This is a genomic window from Ruegeria sp. D6, assembly GCF_056534365.1.
Map to the genome: position 1 here is coordinate 58,598 of NZ_JBQFPH010000005.1, position 19,896 is coordinate 78,493.

19 protein-coding genes are annotated in these 19,896 nt (G+C 58.1%); 10 read left to right on the top strand and 9 right to left on the bottom strand.

From position 1 onward, the window contains the following. Positions 1-127: 127 nt before the first annotated feature. Both ACR0A1_RS16280 and ACR0A1_RS16285 read left to right on the top strand, forming a co-directional pair. Positions 128-889 carry a DUF1013 domain-containing protein gene (locus ACR0A1_RS16280; RefSeq protein WP_170406573.1) on the top strand — a complete coding sequence of 254 codons (762 nt, stop codon included), beginning with the start codon at positions 128-130 and terminating at the stop codon, positions 887-889. 53 nt (positions 890-942) lie between these two features. Beyond that, complete coding sequence (locus ACR0A1_RS16285) at positions 943-1,332, top strand: hypothetical protein (RefSeq protein WP_170398710.1); 390 nt, start codon at positions 943-945, stop codon at positions 1,330-1,332. Between the two features lie 43 nt (positions 1,333-1,375). On the opposite strand, the gene ACR0A1_RS16290 is transcribed toward ACR0A1_RS16285, so the two are convergent. Continuing rightward, positions 1,376-2,407, bottom strand: coding sequence for a permease (locus tag ACR0A1_RS16290; protein WP_480590873.1), 1,032 nt, complete (start codon positions 2,405-2,407; stop codon positions 1,376-1,378). Next, positions 2,400-2,708: an ArsR/SmtB family transcription factor gene (locus ACR0A1_RS16295; protein ID WP_170398716.1), complete on the bottom strand. Its 309-nt coding sequence runs from the start codon at positions 2,706-2,708 to the stop codon at positions 2,400-2,402. The genes ACR0A1_RS16290 and ACR0A1_RS16295 overlap by 8 nt, the downstream gene beginning before the upstream one ends. A gap of 146 nt (positions 2,709-2,854) precedes the next feature. Between ACR0A1_RS16295 and pdxR the strand changes: the two genes are divergently transcribed. From pdxR to ACR0A1_RS16320, 5 genes are all read left to right on the top strand, one after another. Further along, positions 2,855-4,315 carry a MocR-like pyridoxine biosynthesis transcription factor PdxR gene (gene pdxR, locus ACR0A1_RS16300; RefSeq protein ID WP_170398719.1) on the top strand — a complete coding sequence of 487 codons (1,461 nt, stop codon included), beginning with the start codon at positions 2,855-2,857 and terminating at the stop codon, positions 4,313-4,315. A 124-nt stretch (positions 4,316-4,439) separates the two neighbouring features. Then, a complete protein-coding gene (xsc, locus tag ACR0A1_RS16305; protein WP_170425785.1) occupies positions 4,440-6,215 on the top strand; it encodes a sulfoacetaldehyde acetyltransferase in 1,776 nt (591 codons plus the stop codon). A 170-nt stretch (positions 6,216-6,385) separates the two neighbouring features. Then, entirely contained in the window at positions 6,386-9,202 is a 2,817-nt protein-coding gene (locus ACR0A1_RS16310; protein ID WP_480868374.1) for a molybdopterin oxidoreductase family protein, read from the top strand. Positions 9,203-9,293: 91 nt separating this feature from the next. Beyond that, positions 9,294-10,043: a 4Fe-4S dicluster domain-containing protein gene (locus tag ACR0A1_RS16315; protein WP_170425789.1), complete on the top strand. Its 750-nt coding sequence runs from the start codon at positions 9,294-9,296 to the stop codon at positions 10,041-10,043. After that, positions 10,043-10,930 (top strand): dimethyl sulfoxide reductase anchor subunit family protein, encoded by an 888-nt coding sequence (locus ACR0A1_RS16320; protein ID WP_480868376.1) that lies wholly within the window; start codon positions 10,043-10,045, stop codon positions 10,928-10,930. The genes ACR0A1_RS16315 and ACR0A1_RS16320 overlap by 1 nt, the downstream gene beginning before the upstream one ends. A gap of 134 nt (positions 10,931-11,064) precedes the next feature. On the opposite strand, the gene dapA is transcribed toward ACR0A1_RS16320, so the two are convergent. Further along, entirely contained in the window at positions 11,065-11,937 is an 873-nt protein-coding gene (gene dapA, locus ACR0A1_RS16325; protein ID WP_480868378.1) for a 4-hydroxy-tetrahydrodipicolinate synthase, read from the bottom strand. A gap of 123 nt (positions 11,938-12,060) precedes the next feature. Here dapA and ACR0A1_RS16330 point away from each other — a divergent pair, with 123 nt between their 5' ends. Then, the gene (locus ACR0A1_RS16330; protein WP_480868380.1) at positions 12,061-14,034 is read left to right on the top strand and encodes a lytic transglycosylase domain-containing protein; all 1,974 of its coding nucleotides are present in this window, start codon (positions 12,061-12,063) and stop codon (positions 14,032-14,034) included. Here ACR0A1_RS16330 and ACR0A1_RS16335 read toward each other — a convergent pair. Both ACR0A1_RS16335 and mnmC2 read right to left on the bottom strand, forming a co-directional pair. Next, the gene (locus ACR0A1_RS16335; RefSeq protein WP_170398740.1) at positions 14,008-14,877 is read right to left on the bottom strand and encodes a DMT family transporter; all 870 of its coding nucleotides are present in this window, start codon (positions 14,875-14,877) and stop codon (positions 14,008-14,010) included. The two genes, ACR0A1_RS16330 and ACR0A1_RS16335, sit on opposite strands and share 27 nt — an antisense overlap. Then, complete coding sequence (gene mnmC2, locus ACR0A1_RS16340) at positions 14,874-15,539, bottom strand: tRNA (5-methylaminomethyl-2-thiouridine)(34)-methyltransferase MnmC2 (protein ID WP_480751872.1); 666 nt, start codon at positions 15,537-15,539, stop codon at positions 14,874-14,876. The genes ACR0A1_RS16335 and mnmC2 overlap by 4 nt, the downstream gene beginning before the upstream one ends. Positions 15,540-15,594: 55 nt before the next feature. Here mnmC2 and ACR0A1_RS16345 point away from each other — a divergent pair, with 55 nt between their 5' ends. After that, positions 15,595-16,629, top strand: a complete 1,035-nt coding sequence (locus ACR0A1_RS16345; RefSeq protein WP_480868382.1) for an NAD(P)/FAD-dependent oxidoreductase — start codon at positions 15,595-15,597, stop codon at positions 16,627-16,629. Here ACR0A1_RS16345 and ACR0A1_RS16350 read toward each other — a convergent pair. From ACR0A1_RS16350 to ACR0A1_RS16365, 4 genes are all read right to left on the bottom strand, one after another. Then, complete coding sequence (locus tag ACR0A1_RS16350) at positions 16,621-17,433, bottom strand: HTD2 family dehydratase (RefSeq protein WP_223117121.1); 813 nt, start codon at positions 17,431-17,433, stop codon at positions 16,621-16,623. The two genes, ACR0A1_RS16345 and ACR0A1_RS16350, sit on opposite strands and share 9 nt — an antisense overlap. 45 nt (positions 17,434-17,478) lie before the next feature. Continuing rightward, positions 17,479-18,021: an NAD(P)H-dependent oxidoreductase gene (locus ACR0A1_RS16355; RefSeq protein WP_170646722.1), complete on the bottom strand. Its 543-nt coding sequence runs from the start codon at positions 18,019-18,021 to the stop codon at positions 17,479-17,481. 96 nt (positions 18,022-18,117) lie between these two features. Further along, on the bottom strand, positions 18,118-18,789 hold the full coding sequence (locus tag ACR0A1_RS16360; RefSeq protein WP_170398755.1) for a YiaD family glycine zipper/OmpA-like lipoprotein: 672 nt from the start codon (positions 18,787-18,789) through the stop codon (positions 18,118-18,120). A 118-nt stretch (positions 18,790-18,907) separates the two neighbouring features. Then, on the bottom strand, positions 18,908-19,600 hold the full coding sequence (locus ACR0A1_RS16365; RefSeq protein ID WP_480616102.1) for a helix-turn-helix transcriptional regulator: 693 nt from the start codon (positions 19,598-19,600) through the stop codon (positions 18,908-18,910). Between the two features lie 104 nt (positions 19,601-19,704). On the opposite strand from ACR0A1_RS16365, the gene ACR0A1_RS16370 reads away from it, so the two are divergent. Continuing rightward, entirely contained in the window at positions 19,705-19,896 is a 192-nt protein-coding gene (locus ACR0A1_RS16370; protein WP_170514773.1) for a hypothetical protein, read from the top strand.

The window sequence follows — 19,896 nt, forward strand, 5'->3', positions numbered from 1 at the left end:
CCTCTTTCCTTCTTTAGCTGTCGCGACTATATAGGCCCCAAGTTCCCCGACAACGGAAACCTGCCCCATAGCTTCGGGGCCGCCGAATTCCGGCGACGGGACAGATGTATTTATAGGAGACGGGCTGATGGCAAAACCGCTTATGGCCAAGGCAACCGCCGTATGGCTGGTGGACAACACCACGATCAGCTTCAAGCAGATCGCGGATTTCGTAGGCATGCACGAGCTGGAAGTGCAGGGTATTGCGGATGGTGATGTGGCTGCAGGTGTCAAAGGGTTTGACCCGATAGCCAACAACCAGCTGACTCAGGAAGAAATTGACACCGCGCAAAACAACCCGCTGCATAAGCTGAAGCTGAAATTCAATCCAGCGGCATCAGGCGAAGAGAAACGCCGTGGTCCGCGCTACACCCCGCTGTCCAAGCGTCAGGACCGTCCGAACTCGATCCTGTGGCTGGTCAAGTTCCACCCGGAACTCAGCGACGGCCAGATTGCCAAGCTGGTCGGCACCACCAAGCCGACCATCCAGTCGATCCGCGAGCGGACGCACTGGAACATCTCGAACATGCAGCCGATCGATCCGGTTGCCCTGGGACTGTGCAAACAATCCGAACTGGATGCCATCGTGCAAAAGGCTGCGGCCAAGAAAGCAGCTGAAGGTGGCGTGATGAGCGATGATGAGCGTCGCAAACTGGTGTCGACCGAACAGTCGCTTGAGATGGATTCAGCGCCCAAGATCCCGACCGCGATCGAAGGTCTCGAGACATTCTCGTTGTCCGAGGACACCAACGAGAAGGAAGAAGAAGAGCCCATCGTCGATGCGGATAGCTTCTTCAACCTGCCCAAGGGTGGTGGTGATGAAGAAGACGAAGACGATCTGCGCCCCTGAGATGCGCATGGTCCCGGCCTCAAGTAGCTGGGACCCGATTTTTGGGTGATTAGATGCTAAAGGTTCTATCCTTATTTTTCGACGCGCATCGTGCCGTTTCAATCTATGTGTTCCTGAAATCCTGGTGGTTGGCCATTACAGGTGCCGTAGTGATGATTGCAATAGTCGCTGGCTTGCTATTGCTGAATGACGACGGCAAGCACGAGCACGAGGCGTTTCTCACCGTCGCGGTTTTGTCGGCGACACCGATCAATGGCGATCTCAAGAACGGGGTCATTGCTTCGGTGCGCTTGCCGGATGGCTCAGCAGCATCAATCACCTCGACCGAAGGGCCGATTGCTCAGACAGTTGGAACCCAAGCCTGTATCGAGAAACGGGTTTTCGTTGAAAGTGGAGAGCCAAGGTATCGGTTCAAACTGCCACGATATTGCGAAGCGAGCTAGAAAAGCAAAACCGCCCGATGGCTCAACCGGGCGGTTTTTTTGTTCAGATCATCTGAAACAGGATGCCTGCTACGATGGCACCGCTGATGCCCAAACCCAGATAGGTGGCAAAGACGCGCGGTTTCACCAGTGACCACACGGCCGCCATCGCAGGTATCGAACTGACGGCGCCGGCCACCATGAACGACATCGCAGCACCCGCACTCATACCCTGTTCCATCAGACCCGCAAGAAGCGGTGGTGCGACGTAAGAGTTCAGATAGGCAGGCATTCCGACCAAGGCAGCGATGACAATTGGCACAACACCCTCACCACCAACAACCCGGGCGATCAGGTCTGCCGGAACATAGCTGACCAGCAGCGCCTCGAGCACGTAGGCGAACGCTAGCCATTTGAGCAAGAACAGACCGTTATGAACGAATTCGGCCCGAAAGCGCGTCCGACGGTCAGGGTCTTGCCAGAACTTCCAGACGGGTTTGTCATCTTGCTTTGGTCCGCAACCGCAGCAACCAGCGGGTTTGTATTCACGCAACGGCTGCGCAAAGGCACCTCCCCGCATCAGGGTGCGCACGGCAAACCCGCCGAACAAACCCAACGCGACAGCGGCAACCGCTTTACCAATTGCAAACGGCCAACCCAGCGCACCCGCAGTAATCAGCAACGTCGGGGGGTCGATCAACGGTGAACTGAGCCAGAATGCCATCACGGCCGACAATGGCGCACCCAGAGCCAGCAAACCTGCGATGAATGGGATCACTTCGCAGGAACAAAATGGGGCCAGCCCGCCAAACAACGCGGCCAGAAAGATCATCCGTGTCTCGCGACCCTCAAATGCACGGGCGACCATCACTTCGGCCCCAGTTGCCTTCAGGTATGATAGCAGCAGAACAGCAAACAGGATGTACTGGCCCGTATGCGCAAGCGCTTTGGCTGCAAAACTCACAACCTCGGTCCAGTTGCCCGGATCAAGAACGGCCACCAGCGCCAGTATGACCATGATCAGAGCCCAGGGCGTTTTGATCAGGTCGATCAGGTTTCTGGCAAGTGGCTTGGGGTTTTGGGTCAGTTCAGCCATCGTTTGCGGCCTTTCCGATTTCGTCTGCGCAGCATTCACTTAGGATGAACTGCGCCAGGTTTCTCAATTCGTCAAAGCACGCGCGGTTGATCGTGCTACGCCCGATCTTCTCTTGCTCAACTACTCCGCCAGCAGCCAGAAACCGCAGATGATGCGCCAGAGTCGAGGGCGCGATTCCTGTCCTCGTTTGAATTTCTCCAACGGTCAGGCCTGCTTCCCCAGCACGAACCAAGGTCTTAAGAACCTTCAATCGGGCTTCCGAGCCCATGGCAGAGAAACCTGCGGCAGCTTCTTCCCACATCCTTTATCTCCATTAAACTAGATTTCTGGTTATTTAGTTTAATTCGTATCCTGCGTCAACCACACGTGTGCGTAAAACTCCCAACATGGTTCGCAGGGCCATAAGTCCAGATTGCCACCGCCTTAGGTCCAACCTATAACGATGCAATGGGTATTTCGGTCGACACATTCTTTTTGGAACGCAATGGGCAAGGCACCTTACAGGCGCAGCTGCAACAGCTGATTGCCGAAGGCATTCTGTCAGGACGCTTCCACGTCGGGGAAAAGCTGCCCTCGTCCCGTAAACTTGCTGCCCATTTGGGTGTCAGCCGGATTACGGTCACGCTTGCCTATACTGAACTGCTGGCCAATGATTACCTGACCGCCAAAGGCCGGTCGGGATACTATGTTTCAGAAAATGCGCCAGTGCCGCCGACCTACACGCCAGTGCGGCGCGACACCGAAGTGGTTGACTGGGATCAGGCGTTTGCCCGCCGTTTCTCGGGCGGTGATGTGCTGACAAAACCCAGCAACTGGCGTGACTACCGCTATCCCTTCATTTATGGCCAAGTCGACAGAAAGCTGTTCGATCATGCAAACTGGCGTCTCTGCGCAGTTCGGGCGTTGGGACATAAGGACTTTGATTCTCTGACCGGGGACTATGTCGATCAAGATGACCCGCTGCTGCTTGAATTCATCGCCCGGCATACTCTTCCCCGCCGTGGAATTGTAGCCCGGCCCGAAGAAATCTTGATCACCCTGGGCGCTCAGAACGCCCTTTGGCTGGCGTCTCGCATATTGCTGAACCGGAACCGTAGGGCAGCGATCGAGGACCCCTGCTATTACGCCCTGCGCGATCTTCTGATTCACTCGGAATGCAAGCTGTCTTATCTGAAGGTCGACCGGGACGGGTTGCCCCCGGAAACAATCCCTGACGATACCGACGTCATATTCACCACCCCCAGCCACCAGAGCCCGACAACCGCGACCATGCCGGTGGACCGCCGACATGCACTGCTGCGTCGTGCCCGCGAATTGGATGCCATGATCGTCGAGGATGACTATGAATTTGAAATGTCATTTCTCGGAGCCCCGTCACCGGCGCTCAGGTCAATGGATCGCGATGGGCGGGTGATCTACGTGGGCAGCTTTTCCAAGTCGCTGTTTCCGGGGCTTCGATTGGGCTACATGGTCGGGTCCGAACCCTTTATCCGTGAAGCGCGCGCCCTGCGATCTCTGGTCTTGCGTCACCCTCCTGGCCACATGCAGCGAACCGCAGCCTACTTCCTATCGCTCGGCCACTATGATGCTCAGATCCGGCGCATGTCTAAAACGCTGCAACGCCGTCGCGAAGCGATTGAGGAGGCGATTGGACAATATGGTCTGACTGTTGCTGGGCGCGGGATGCTGGGCGGATCATCGATCTGGATGCAAGCGCCGCTGCATGTAGACACCAGCAAACTGGCCCGAGACCTGCAGCGCCAAAGCGTCCATATCGAACCGGGTGAGGCATTTTTTTCAAGCCAGAACAGGCCAAAGAACTTTTATCGGCTGGGCTACTCTTCAATCTCGTCGGATCGTATCGAACCGGGAATCCAACAGATTGCTGAAGCGATCCGGCGTTCTTAAGCACTCTGGACTTAAACCGCTACCGGTTCTGGCCCTAACGCCACAGACACCCGTACGCCAAAACCGATCAGAAAACTGGGTGCAAAACCCCCGTTCCATCCTTCTATGATCGGAGATTACGCAGATGAAGATGACCACTGAAGAAGCCTTTGTAAAAACCCTGCAGATGCATGGCATCGAACATGCGTTCGGTATCATCGGCTCGGCCATGATGCCGATCTCCGACATCTTTGGCAAAGCAGGCATCACTTTCTGGGATTGTGCCCACGAAGGGTCCGGCGGCATGATGGCTGACGGCTACACCCGCGCAACCGGCAAGATGTCGATGATGATCGCCCAGAACGGCCCCGGCATCACCAATTTTGTGACCGCCGTCAAAACTGCCTATTGGAACCACACTCCGCTGCTGCTGGTCACTCCGCAGGCCGCAAACAAGACCATGGGTCAAGGTGGATTCCAGGAAATGGAGCAGATGCGCATGTTCGCAGACTGCGTTTGCTACCAGGAAGAGGTGCGTGACCCCAGCCGTATGGCCGAGGTTCTGAGCCGCGTAATCATGAACGCCAAGCGCGCTTCGGCACCTGCGCAGATCAACGTTCCGCGCGACTTCTTCACTCAGGTGATCGACATCGAGCTGCCTGCTGTTGTTGAGTTTGAACTGCCTTCGGGTGGTGCATCGGCCGTATCCGAAGCTGCCGCTCTGCTGTCGAACGCAAAGAACCCCGTTATCCTGAACGGTGCAGGCACCGTTCTGTCGAAAGGCGGCATCGAAGCGTCGAAAGCACTGGCCGAGCGTCTGGACGCTCCGGTTTGCGTTGGCTACCAGCACAATGACGCTTTCCCCGGCTCGCACCCACTGTTCGCTGGCCCGCTGGGCTATAACGGCTCAAAAGCCGGTATGCAGCTGATCAAGGAAGCAGACGTTGTTCTGTGCCTCGGTACACGCCTGAACCCGTTCTCGACCCTTCCAGGCTACGGCATGGAGTACTGGCCTGCAGATGCAAAGATCATTCAGGTCGACATCAACCCCGACCGCATCGGCCTGACCAAGAAGGTTTCGGTTGGTATCGTGGGCGATGCGGCGAGCGTTGCCACCAGCATCCTGAACCAACTGTCCGACACAGCCGGTGACGAAGGCCGCGACGCGCGCAAGGCTAAGATCGCCGAAACCAAATCGCGTTGGGCGCAAGAGTTGACCTCGATGGACCACGAGCAGGACGATCCGGGCACCACCTGGAACGAACGCGCGCGCGCGGCCAAGCCGGACTGGCTGAGCCCGCGCAAAGCATGGCGCGCGATCCAGTCCGCGCTGCCGAAAGAGGCGATCATCTCGTCCGACATCGGCAACAACTGCGCCATCGGCAACGCCTATCCTTCGTTTGAAGAAGGCCGCAAGTATCTGGCCCCCGGCCTGTTCGGCCCCTGTGGCTATGGTCTGCCTTCGGTCATTGGCGCGAAGATCGGCTGCCCGGATGTACCAGTTGTCGGCTTCTCTGGCGACGGTGCCTTTGGCATTGCAGTCACTGAACTGACCGCCATCGGCCGCGAAGAATGGCCCGCCATCACTCAGGTTGTGTTCCGCAACTACCAGTGGGGTGCGGAAAAGCGCAACTCGACCCTGTGGTTCGATGATAACTTCGTCGGCACCGAGTTGGACACCAAAGTGTCCTATGCCGGCATCGCCAACGCCTGTGGCCTGAAAGGCGTCATCGCGCGCACTCAGGATGAACTGACAGCGGCGTTGAGCCAGGCGATCGAGGACCAGAAGAACGGCATCACCACCCTGATCGAAGCAATGATCAACCAGGAACTGGGTGAACCCTTCCGTCGCGACGCGATGAAGAAGCCGGTTGAGGTTGCAGGTATCGACGCAAGCGACATGCGTCTGCAGCAGGTTTGATTGCTGTCAAAAACATAAGTCGGACCGTGTTCAACCGGTCCGCTTAAAGAAAAGCAGAGGAAGGGGGTGCCTGCACTCTCTTCCTCTATATGGTTGAGCCCGGTGTGCTTACGCTCCAGTGTGTTCAACACGTACAGGTACCAAGGCGATCCGCCACAGGGAGAGACAGCGTGAATCAACAACCGAACCTCAACCTATCCCCACCCGTGTCAGACGAGATCCGCCGGACTACATGCTACATGTGTGCCTGCCGCTGCGGTATCAACGTGCACATGAAGAATGGGAAGGTCGCCTATATCGAAGGCAATCGGGATCATCCGGTAAACAAGGGCGTTCTCTGCGCCAAAGGCAGCGCAGGAATCATGCAGGTGAACGCCCCGTCGCGCCTACGCGCACCGCTCAAACGCGTCGGCCCGCGTGGGTCTGGCGAGTTCGAAGAGATCAGTTGGGACGAGGCGCTCGAGATCGCTGTCGGTTGGCTAAAACCGATCCGCGAAGACAACCCTGAGAAACTGGCCTTTTTCACCGGCCGTGATCAGAGCCAGAGCTTCACCAGTTTCTGGGCACAGAATTTCGGCACCTGTAACTATGCGGCCCATGGCGGGTTCTGTTCGGTCAACATGGCAGCCGGTGGCATCTACACGATGGGCGGTGCATTCTGGGAATTCGGTCAGCCCGACTGGGATCACACCAAGCTGTTCATGCTGTTCGGCGTGGCAGAAGACCACGACAGCAACCCGATTAAAATGGGCATCGGCAAGATCAAGGCGCGCGGTGCCCGGGTGATTGGGGTAAATCCGATCCGCTCGGGCTATAACGCCGTGGCAGATGATTGGGTCGGCATCACCCCCGGTACCGATGGCCTGTTCATCTTGTCGATGATCCATGTGCTGATGAAGGCAGGCAAAATCGATCTGGATTACCTAAGTCGCTACACCAACGCGCCGGTCCTGATCAACGCATCCGACGGTCCGGAAAAGGGTCTGTTCCTGAAAGACGATGACGGCAAGCCATTGGTCATCGACCGCAATACCGGCAAGCTGACTGCTTTCGACACCCCCGGCGTCCGCCCTGACCTATCAGCGACCTACGAAAAGGACGGTGTCACTCACCGCCCCGTCTTCCACCAAATGGCAGAACGGTATCTGGCGGATGAATACGCCCCCGAGGCAATCGCAGATAAATGCGGCGTGCCGGCGACCCGCATTCGCGCGATTGCTGGCGAGTTGGCCCGTGTGGCCTTTGATGAAGCGTTCGAACTGGACCATGAATGGATCGATTTCCGGGGCGAGAAACACTCGAAGATGATTGGTCGCCCCGTCGCGATGCACTCGATGCGCGGCGTTTCAGCCCATGCCAACGGTTTCCAGACCTGCCGCGCCCTGCATGTGTTGCAGATCCTGCTTGGAACGGTCGAAGTCCCCGGCGGCTTCCGCTTCAAGCCGCCCTATCCCAAGCCAGTTGAGGCGCATCCGACTCCGCATTGTAAGGTGACGCCGAATACACCGCTGGACGGGCCGCATCTGGGGTTTGTTCGCGGCCCCGAGCATCTGGCGCTGAAAGAAGACGGCAGCCCGGCGCGGATCGACAAAGCGTTTACATGGGAAAACCCGATGTCCAGCCACGGGCTGATGCATATGGTGATCTCGAACGCACATGCGGGCGATCCCTACAAGATCGACACGTTGTTCATGTACATGGCGAACATGTCCTGGAACTCGACCATGAACACCAAGGGTGTCATGGAGATGCTGACGGACAAGGATGAGAACGGCGACTACGTGATCCCGCATATCATCTATTCCGATGCTTATTCCTCGGAAATGGTGGCCTATGCCGACCTTATCCTGCCCGATACAACCTATCTGGAACGACATGACTGTATCTCGCTACTGGACCGCCCGATCTGCGAGGCCGAGGCAGCGGCAGACGCGATCCGCTGGCCGGTGATTGAACCCGACCGCGACGTACGCGGCTTCCAGTCGGTTCTGATCGATCTGGCCAACCGCATGGGCCTGCCCGGCTTTACCAACGATGATGGCAGCGCCAAGTGGACGGATTACGCCGACTATATCGTCAACCACGAACGCAAGCCGGGGATTGGACCGCTTGCCGGTTTCCGGGGCGAAAACGGCGACAAGGAAGGTCGTGGCGAGGTTAACCCCGACCAATTGAACCAATACATCGAGAATGGTGGCTTCTATGTCGCGCATATTCCCGAAGGTGCGGATTACTACAAACCTTGGAACACTGCCTATCAAGACTGGGCTGTGGGCATGGGTATCTATGACAGCCCACAGCCCTATCTATTCCAGCTCTATTCCGAGCCGATGCGTAAATTCCAACTGGCCGCCGAAGGCTACGGGGAACGCCAGCCCCCAGATCACCTGCGCGCGCAGATCCAAGATACAATGGACCCCCTGCCCATTTGGTACGAAACCGATCAGACCGGCAATGAAGGCTTCACCGTCAACGCTCTGACCCAGCGGCCAATGGCGATGTATCATAGTTGGGGCACACAAAACGCCTGGTTGCGTCAGCTGCATGGGCGCAACCCGCTATACGTCCCGACCAAGCTGATGCGTGAACACGGGCTGCAAGACGGCGATTGGGCCAAAGTCAGCTCTCCACATGGCGAGATCACGGTACCCGTCATGGAGATGGCTGCGCTGAACAACAATACCGTGTGGACTTGGAATGCCATCGGAAAGCGCAAAGGGGCCTGGGCCTTGCAGAAAGACGCCCCCGAGGCCACCAAGGGTTTCCTGCTCAACCACCTGATCCACGAGCTGCTGCCCCCCAAAGGTGACGGCCTGCGCTGGGCAAACTCTGATCCGATCACCGGTCAGGCCGCCTGGTTCGATCTGAAGGTAAAAATCGAAAAGGCCGCCGCTCCAAGCGATGCTGAAAGCCAGCCAGAATTCGCTCCAATCAAATCGCCGGTCGGGCAAGGGCCAAAGGATTTGGCCTGGAAGGTGGGCAAATGACCCGATCCGTTCTTCATCTGGCTATAAATATCTCGGGGTCTGGGGCAGAGCCCCAGCCCGCCCTGACCACAATCGCAGAGGCAAGGCAGTCATGACCCAGCTCCCCCAATCAACCGAACGCAAGATGGGTCTGGTCATTGATCTGGACACCTGCGTTGGCTGCCATGCCTGCGTCATTTCATGCAAAGGCTGGAACACCGAAAACTACGGCGCGCCACTGTCGGATCAGGATGCTTATGGTGCTGACCCTTCAGGCACTTTCCTGAACCGGGTGCACTCTTACGAGGTGCAACCCGCCGAAGGGAACGCCCAGTTGATCCACTTCCCCAAATCCTGCCTGCATTGCGAAGACGCACCCTGCGTGACCGTCTGCCCCACCGGTGCCAGCTACAAGCGGGTCGAGGACGGAATCGTTCTGGTCAACGAAAGTGACTGTATCGGCTGCGGCCTGTGCGCATGGTCCTGTCCCTATGGCGCGCGCGAGCTGGATCAGGCCGAAGGCGTAATGAAGAAATGCACGCTTTGCGTCGATCGGATTTACAACGAGAACCTACCCGAGGTGGATCGTGTGCCCTCCTGTGTGCGCACCTGCCCGGCGGGTGCCCGGCATTTTGGCGATCTCGGCGACCCTGGCAGTGATGTCAGCAAGCTGGTCGTCGAACGTGGCGGCATGGACCTGATGCCTGAACAGGGCACCAAACCCGTCAACAAGTACCTGCCGCCCCGACCCAAGGACAAAATTGAGGAGCAGATTGACATCCTGGCCCCTCTGCTGGCCCCGGTCGCCGAAGAGCCCAAGGGTTTCCTCGGCTGGCTCGACAAGACCCTGGAGAAGCTCTGATGCACCCGGCACCTTCCGTTATCATCTTTACCACCCTGTCCGGCCTCGGATTTGGACTCTTGTTCTTCCTGGGGCTCGGCATACCTGACGTCTCGGGCTGGGTCGCGTTTGTGTTTTTCGCAATTGCCTATGGCTTGTCCGTCGGAGGTTTGCTCGCGTCGACCTTCCACCTCGGCCACCCCGAGCGCGCCTGGAAAGCCTTCACCCAGTGGCGCTCAAGCTGGCTCAGCCGCGAGGGCTGGTGCGCGGTCATCGCGCTGCTCGTCATGGGGCTCTATGCCATTGGTGCGGTCTTTCTAGGCCAACGCTGGGGTGTGCTGGGCTGGATCGGGGCGGCATTCTCGCTGGCCACGGTCTTCACCACATCGATGATCTACACGCAGCTCAAGACCATCCCTCGCTGGAACATGAACCTGACACCGGCCATGTTCTTGTCGTTCAGCCTTGCAGGCGGTGCTTTGTTGGCCGGAGCGGAAGCGCTTGCGCCTTGGTTGCTGGCTATTGCCGGCGCTGTACAGCTTGCCTATTGGGCCAAGGGCGACGATGCGTTGTCCCGATCGGGAACCACGCTGGCAACCGCGACAGGGCTTGGTGAGCGAGGCGCTGTCCGCGCATTCGAACCACCCCATACAGGTACAAACTATCTGCTGCGTGAGTTTGTGCATGTGGTCGGTCGGAAGCATGCGCAGAAACTACGGATGATATCTTTTGGTCTGGCTTTTGTGCTGCCTTTACTGCTGATCCTGCTCCCCGTCTCAGGTGTTCTGATCAAGCATGTCTTCGCGCTGGTGGCGGTGCTGTCGCATCTCACCGGCGTCGCTGTTTCACGCTGGTTGTTCTTCGCGCAAGCAGAGCATGTGGTTGGGTTGTACTACGGCAAGCGTTGATGGGGGCTCTGCCCCCGTCGCGGCAAGCCGCGCCTCCCCCGAGGTATTTCTAGCCAGATGAAATTTGGATCCCGAATTAAAGAAAGGGCGGCGCTCGATCTTCGAGGCCGCCCTTACGAGTCCGTGTATTGATTTCAGATTAATCCAGCATGCGCCATTGCTGCTTCGATAGCGGCTTTGGTGCTGTCTTCCAGCTCGGTCAGAGGCGAGCGCACTTCGGTGCTACACAGGCCAAGTTTGCTGAGCGCGTATTTTGCACCAACCAGACCGGGCTCGATGAAGATCGCTTCGTGCAGGGGCATCAGGCGGTCCTGATACTCCAGCGCCATTTCGTAGTCGCCATTCAGCGTTGCCTGCTGGAATTCAGCACAGAGCTTCGGAGCCACGTTTGCGGTGACCGAGATGCAGCCCACTCCGCCATGAGCGTTGAAGCCCAGTGCTGTGGCGTCTTCACCGGATAGCTGGCAGAAATCCGCACTACAGCTTGCACGCTGCTGGCTGACGCGCGCCAGATCTCCGGTCGCGTCCTTGACTCCGATGATGCGCGGCAGTTTCGCCAGCTCACCCATCGTTGCAGGAGTCATGTCGATGACCGAACGACCCGGGATATTGTAGATGATGATCGGGATATCGGCACTGTCATGCAGAGTTTGGAAATGCGCCAGCAGCCCCTTCTGGGTCGGCTTGTTGTAATAGGGGGTTACGACCAGCGCCGCATCCGCACCGATTTTTTGCGCAAACTGAACAAACCGAATTGCCTCGACAGTATTGTTGGAGCCCGCGCCTGCGATGACAGGCACGCGACCTGCTGCAGCCTTCACCACTTCGGCGATAACCGTTTCATGTTCTTCATGGCTGAGGGTCGGGCTTTCGCCGGTCGTACCAACCGGAACCAGACCGGTCGAACCTTGCTGTATTTGCCATTCCACCAGGTGTTTGAGCGTTTCCAGGTCCAACGCGCCGTTGCTGAACGGGGTGACCAGGGCTGGCATTGAGCCTTTAAACATGGAACGCTCCTTAGGTGTTTTTTGCGCACCGGTCTGTCACGATTAAGGGTTTGTGAGTTGATCCCGGCGGCGCAAGGTTTATCCTGCATGGCTGTATCCTTGGTTTGTTGGGGAATGCAAGGGATGAGACGTATTCTGTCGCTTGGAATAGCGATGATTCTGGCGCTGATGCTACAGCCGCATACCACTCGTGCGGATGCGACGCAGGATTTGCGCGCGGGGCTCTATGAGATGCGCAAGGGCGATTGGAATGCCGCGCTGCGCGTTGCAGGCCAGCGTGGATCGGTGGCGCGTGACATTATTGTCTGGCATTGGCTACGCGAAGGTTTTGGCAGCTCGGGCGATGTGCTGGTGTTTCTTGAGCGGCGCCCGGATTGGCCCGGTTTGGCCTGGCTGCGCCGTAAAAGCGAGCCATCATTCACCGGGGCCGATCCGAATCGAGTTCTGAAATTCTACGAAGGGATGCCTCCGCAAACAGCAGAAGGTGCTTTGAATTATGCCGTGGCTTTGAAAAGCCAAGGCCGCAATGGTGAAGCAGAAGCCGACGTCGTAACCGCTTGGCGGACCATGCCGATGGGGTCGGGCCTGCAAAAGGATTATCTTGAGAACTTCGGGAAACTTCTGAGACCACATCACGAGGCCAGGTTGGATCGGATGTTGTGGGATGGGCATCTGGTCAGCGCCGGGCGGATGCTGCCCCTGGTCAACTCTGATCAGCGCAAACTGGCCGAGGCGCGCATTGCCCTGCAAAAGCGCGAAAACGGAGTGGACGGCAAAGTCGCCGCAGTGCCGGAATCACTGGCCAAAGACCCTGGCCTGGCATTTGATCGTTTCGTGTGGCGGGATCGCAAAGAACTGGACGACAGCGCCATTGATCTGATGTTGGCACGCTCGACCGGACCAAAATCGCTGGGTGAACCCGACAAATGGGCGGAAGGGCGACGCAGACTGGCACGTCTTGAGATGCGCACGGGAGATGCCGAACGCGCCTATGCGATTGCCGCCAATCACCACATGACCCCCGAAATGGGCTATGGCTACGCTGATTTAGAGTGGCTCTCGGGATTTCTGGCGCTGCGCAAGCTGAATGATCCGGCCACGGCGGTGCGGCATTTCCAGAATTTCTCGGAGGCGGTGCAATCGCCAATTTCGAAGGGTCGAGGTGGATATTGGCTGGGCCGCGCCTATGCGGCGCAGGGGGATGCTGACAAGGCGCACGAGGCTTATGCCGAAGGCGCGAACTATCAGACCTCGTTCTACGGGTTGCTGGCGGCGGAACAAATCGGCCGTCCGTTTGACAGCGAATTGGCCAACCCACGCCGCGCGCCGCATTGGAAACAAGCCGCATTCGCTGACTCAAGCGTGTTGGAGGCTGGATTGCTGTTGCAGCGCGCAGGAGAGGGAAACCTTTCAGAACGGTTTCTGACCCATTTGGTGGAAGGTCTCGATCAAACCCAAGCCGCTCAGCTGGGGGACCTGGTGATCGAACTGAACGAACCGCATCTGGCCGTCATGATCGCCAAGCGCGCGGCAACAACCGGTGTTGTTTTGCCTGCCGCTTATTACCCAGTGCACCCGGTCGCAGATATGGGACTTCCCATGGCGAAGGAAATGACGCTGGCAATTGCCCGACGCGAAAGTGAGTTCGATCCGGTAGTCATCAGTGGCGCAGGCGCGCGCGGTTTGATGCAGGTCATGCCCGCTACCGCCAAACTTGTGGCTCAGGATTTGGGTATTCTGGGTGGCCATAAAACCGCGCGCCTAACCTCGGACTGGCAATATAACGCAAAGCTGGGGGCGAATTATCTTGCAACGCTTGCAGAGGACTTCAACGGCAATGTCGTGATGATGGCCGCTGGATATAACGCGGGGCCAAGACGGCCGATTTCGTGGATGGAACGCTATGGCGACCCGCGCCGGGGCCAGGTGGACGTGATCGACTGGATTGAGACCATTCCTTTCAAGGAGACGCGCAACTATGTCATGCGTGTCGCCGAAAGCCTGCCGGTCTATCGCGCTCGGCTTGGGCGGCCAGCTTTACCAGTGCCATTCTCAAAGGAACTAACCGGTTCAACCCTTTCGTCGTTCGCGCCATAAGGTGAACAGGCCCGCCGCGATCACCAAAGCTGCGCCCAGAACAACCTCGGGGCGCAGGGTCTCGTGGAAGATCGTGATGCCGAGAATTGCGCTCCACATCAGATGGAAATAGGCAAAGGGTTGCACGGCGCTGGCCTCAGCCATTTCGTAGCACTTAATCAATAGCCAGTGTCCCAGAGCGCCTGCGATGCAAAGCAACCCCATCCAAAACCAATCGCTGCTGGCCATGGGTTCCCAAAACCAGACACCAACAGCAGTCATTGCGACTGCACCAGCCACCCCAGTCCAGAAAAAACTGGTCGCAGTACTGTCCCGCCGAGCCGCATACCGTGTCAGCAGGCCATAAATCGCGAACATAAACGCCGAGATCAGCGGGATCACAGCCCAAGGGTTGAACACACCGGCACCGGGCTGCAGGATGATCAACACCCCGATGCAGCCGACCCCGATGGCAGCCCAGCGACGCCAGCCGACTTTCTCACCCAGAACCGGGCCGCTGAGGGCAGCGATCAGCAGCGGATAGCTGATGAAAACGGCCTGGCTTTCAATCAAGCCCAGAATGGTAAAGCTGAAAACGGCGACACAAATTTCTGCGGCCAGTAACACACCCCGGAATATCTGGAGTCCCAACTGGCTGGTTTGCGCCGCCGCCCGCAAACCTCCGCTGGATCTCGCAGCCAGAGCAATCACGAATGCGGCAAAGAACCAGTACCGGATCATCACCACCATATACGTATTGTAGGTACCGGCCAGATGGCGCGAAATCCCATCCTGCAAAGCAAACACGATCGTCGCGCTGACCATAAGCGCTATACCGGCGTTGACGTTGTTCTTCTGGCTCATTGCTTCACCGCCCGGGTCATGTGCCGTTTACGGCCAAAGCCGGGGCTGCGGGTAACATCAAAACCTGCATCGGATAGACCCCGACGCACGAAACCCGCGGCAGTATAGGTTGCCGCTGTACCGCCTTGGATCGTGTGCTCCGCCACCTGCTGCATCAGGTCAGCCTCCCACAGCTCGGGGTTTTTTGCGGGTGAGAAGCCATCCAGAAACCACGCATCTGCCTCACCTGCCCATGTGGGCAAGGTCTGGCGCGCGTCTCCGACCATGACCTCAAGATGCAACGTGTCCAGCACGCATTTCTGCCCATTCCATGTTTCCAATAAGCGATCGGCCCACGGTGCCACCTCGGGAAAGGCCGCCAAAGCACGCGACATATCGTCAGGCGCCATCGGAAAGGCCTCGAAGCTGGTGAACCGTAAAGGTGTAGTCTGCCCTGCTGCTTCCCACGCCGACCACGCGGTCAACAGATTCAGGCCGGTGCCAAAGCCTAGTTCAGCGATGTGAAACCCCGGTACAAAGCGCGTTGGCAGATCGTTGCCTGCCAGAAACACATGCCGCGTTTCCTCTAACCCGTTCTGCAACGAGTAATAGGGGTCATCGAACCGATCCGAGACCGGGATCTGGTCTTCCGTCCAAGTAAGTTCGGCGCGCTGGTCTGCCATCGGGGAATCCTGTAGCTAAGCGGCGCGACACTGAACAACGAAAAGGGGATTGGCAATGGTCGATGTGACGGTGCGGGGCGCAGGAATATTTGGCCTCTCCATCGCCTGGACCTGCGCACGGCGCGGCGCGAAGGTTCAGATCGTCGACCCATTTGGTCCGGGCGCGGGGTCCAGTGGAGGGCTTGTTGGCGCGCTGGCCCCACATGTACCCGAAAACTGGAACACCAAAAAGGCGTTCCAGTTTGAAAGTTTAATCATGGCTGAACCGTTCTGGAAACAGGTCGAGGCCACCGGTGGTGTGTCGCCCGGCTACGCACGTCTTGGGCGTCTGCAACCCATACCAGACGCACGCGGTTTGGAGCTGGCCCAAGCGCGTGAACAAACAGCTGCAACACTCTGGCAGGGTCAGGCTAATTGGCGCGTCCGGTTTATAGATCAGATTGGTGCCTGGTGCCCACCCAGCCCGACGGGATATGTCGTCCACGATACGCTAAGCGCGCGCATGCACCCAAGGCGTGCCTGCGCAGCGCTGGTGGCCGCGCTTGCCGTAATGGGAGTAGAAGTTACCGCCGAAGCGCCCGACAAGGGACAAGTCGTACACGCCACTGGACTTGCGGGTCTGCAAGAGCTCAGCAAGGCGTTTGGCAAGACAATCGGTAACGGCGTGAAAGGACAGGCGGCGTTGCTGCGATTTGATGCGGGCGACGTACCACAGTTGTTTGCCGATGCTGTTCATATCGTGCCTCATGCCGATGGTACGTTGGCCATTGGCTCGACATCAGAACGCGAATACGACGATCCGACCAGCACAGATGCCGCTCTGGACGATGTACTGGACCGCGCCATGCGTGCCGTGCCGGTCCTGCACGGGGCGGAAGTGATCGAACGCTGGGCCGGTGTCCGCCCCCGCAGCAAAAGCCGCGCGCCGATGCTGGGCGCGCATCCCCTGCACAAAGGGCAGTTTATCGCCAATGGGGGATTCAAGATCGGTTTTGGTATGGCACCGAAGGTGGCCGAGGTCATAGCCGACTTGATGCTGGAAGGGCGCGATAGAATCCCGCAGGATTTTCTGCCCGAAGCTTCACTCTGATTGCGGTATTGCCTTGGCTGACATGCATTGTCGGCCTCCGGGTCCACGCACCCAAAACTCCTGACCGTTCCGACACAGGGTCGCCGTTTCGAAATGCATCAGCGGCGACGACGCGCGAAATTTGAACTCTGCCAAGGGTCCCAACAGATCCGTTGCGAACAACATGAGGAATTGGGCCAGCAGAGGCCCATGGACAACCAGCCCGGCATAGCCTTCCACGTCGCGCGCATAGTCAAGATCGTAGTGGATCCGGTGTCCGTTAAACGTCAGCGCCGAATAGCGGAACAGCAGGGTTGTATCAAATTCAACACTGCGGTGATCCAACTCATCCGTTCGGGCCGTCGGAACTTTTGGAGCCGGTGCGTTTGATGAGGGATCTTCACGATAAACCAGATCCTGCCATTCGGTCACGCTCAGCGCGCCCTTTTGCCAAATCTCATGACGCAGTGTGACAAATGCCAACGGTCCGCTACGTCCTGTCTTTGCCACGGCACTTTCTCTGACCGTCCGACGCTCGGCTGCGACCCCTGCCACAAAGGGCTGATGAAACTGCAGTCGCCCACCTGCCCACATGCGCCTTGGTAGTCCCATATCGGGGATCAGACCTTGGCCTACCCGAGGATGTCCATCACGCCCCAGATCGCTCGGCACATGCGGCGACCAGAAATAGAGCTGATGAAAGAAGGGAGGTAGTACTGAGCCTGCCTCAATCGTCGGTTCCCGCCCCAATGCTACCTGCAGTGCAGCCGCTCGGGCAGGATCTACGACATCGGCCTGAGTCTCTATCTGGTCTTGATCCTTCATCCGCATAACCTAGAAGTTGCGGTACAGACCGGCAAGCAAAGAGGATTAAAACCCGGCCTCTGCCCGCAGCTTCTGCATCAGGTTATGCAGCGTATGCTCGTAGCGGTCGTTAGACAGCCGCCCGTCTGCATCAAATTCATTCGAACTGTCCGCCAAGTGAAGCTCGGGACCTTGCAGAATGCGTGGCTGAAAGGGGACCATGAAGGACCGCAAGATCATTTGCGCCCGCTCCCCCCCGGCCCGGCCCGCAGCCGCAGACATGACGGCGAGCGGTTTATCCATCCAAGGCTTGCCCTTCGTCCGGCTGACCCAGTCCAGCGCGTTTTTTAGAACACCCGAAGGCCCTTTGTTGTATTCCGGGGTTGATATGATCACCGCGTGGGCTTGGGCAATCTGATCGGCCAAAACCTGCACGGCTTCAGGTATGCCTTCGCCAACTTCGAGATCGCCGTCATAAAGCGGCAGATTGAGATCAGCTTCAATGAACGTGCCGGGTTCGAACAGGCGTGCAGCTTCGCGCAGCAATTTACGGTTGGTCGCATCCTGCCGTAGCGAGCCGGAAAGGCCAAGAAGGATCGGTTGGGACATGGGGAAACTCCGCTTTGGTGTTTCCCCTTAGTTATCCCGAGACACCATCGAACCAAAGGCCCGATGACGCGCAGTCATTGTGCGCGAGACGCGTGATCAGGTGTTGTCGCTGGGAACCACCACAATCTCGACCCGCCGGTTCTGGGCTTTCCCCTCGGGTGTCAGGTTCGATGCGATCGGGTTGTTTTCGCCTTGCCCGACAGTGGTGATACGGGCGTAGCTGACACCATTGGCCTGCAGAATATCAGCCACCGCATTGGCGCGGCGTTCAGACAGTCCGAGGTTGTAGGACGCCTCTCCGTCACTGTCAGTATGACCGATAATCTGGACATTCGAATTCGGGTAGTTAACCAAATTCTGCCCCACCTTCACCAAATCGGCACGCAAGGCCGGGCGCACGGTGGAACTGTCGGTGTCAAAGGTGATGTCATTCGGAACCGTGACGATTAAGCGATCCCCGGCGTTGACGATCGTTATGCCGTCATTGGCCAGTTGCTGCCGCAGCTCTGCCGCCTGCCGGTCAAGTTGGTTGCCGATCACGCCACCGCCTGCGGCACCGATGGCACCACCGGCCAACGCCCCCAACAGTGGGTCAGAGTCATTGGCAATCGCGCCCACACCAGCGCCGATCAGACCACCCAGCAACGCGCCTTGCTTGGCATTCTGGTTGGGATCGTTCTGCACGCTGAGGGTGCCCGGGTCGGTACACGCCCCCAAAAACAGGGCTGAACACAGTCCAACCGTCAGTACACATTTGGAAATCGTCATTGAATCACCTTCTGCTCACGTACCCGTTCACCGGGTTTGTTTCGTTCCGCTTAGTATAACACAGTGAGAACAAAGAGCCTCAAGCAACAATTGAGTGAAATCGGCGAATACCTGCCATTCAGGCGACCCCTTTGGAGCTATCCCAGCTGTTCTGCTCCTGCCAGATCGCGCGCAGAGGTTCCCCTTGCCCGCAGAAATGATCCTCGGTCAGTTCGCATGCCCAGATCCGATCTGTGCGGAAATGGCGAAACCCATTTCGCAGCTCGCACCACGCGGCCAGCATGGTGCATTCAATATGATAGATCAGGGCGACGGGCCGTATCGTGCGCTCGGTACGCTCATCTTCCGAATTCACGTAGGTGATGCGAATTTTTCGTTCGGCCCGGATCGCTTCGCGATAGTTCACGACGGGCACACAACCCTTTTTCGGATCATCCATCGGTGCGCCCCAGGGCGCAACCTGTAGCCAGTCGGCTGGCGCGCGCAGGGCCTCGATCTTCCGACAAACTCGGTCAGCGGCCTGTTGCAAGGTGCTGTCACCCGTGCGGGCCAGCATCGACAGGCCCACCCACAGGGCCTCAACCTCTTCGGCGTCGAAATTGAGCGGAGGCAGATCATACCCGCGCCGCATCAGATAGCCAACACCCGCTTCGCCTTCGATTGGCGTACGCTGGGCCTGCAACGCGGCAATATCGCGGTAGACGGTGCGCACCGAAACCTCGAGCTTGGCGGCCAACGCATCGGCCGTCACGGGCGCTTCAGCAGCACGCAAGATCTGAATGATTTCGAACAGACGTGTCGATCGGCGCATCCGGGTCTCCTAAAGATCTGCTGACAACTTAGCACACCCCCCTGACAAGGTGGTGTCAGGAGTGTTGGGCGAAGATTGGGCAATTGCAATTCAGGAGAGTGACTATGCCCTACCTCGACAATCACGTCATGATGACCTTAAAACTGGATCGCTGGTCCCAGGATCACGTTTTGCGCGGATTCGAAATCGAACGTGAAATTGCTGCCGCACGGGAACGCCAAGTTATACGCCCGGTCAAACGCACCCGGCGGTTTTCGCTGGGAAACCTGAAGATGCTTTGGACCAGTACCGCCTAG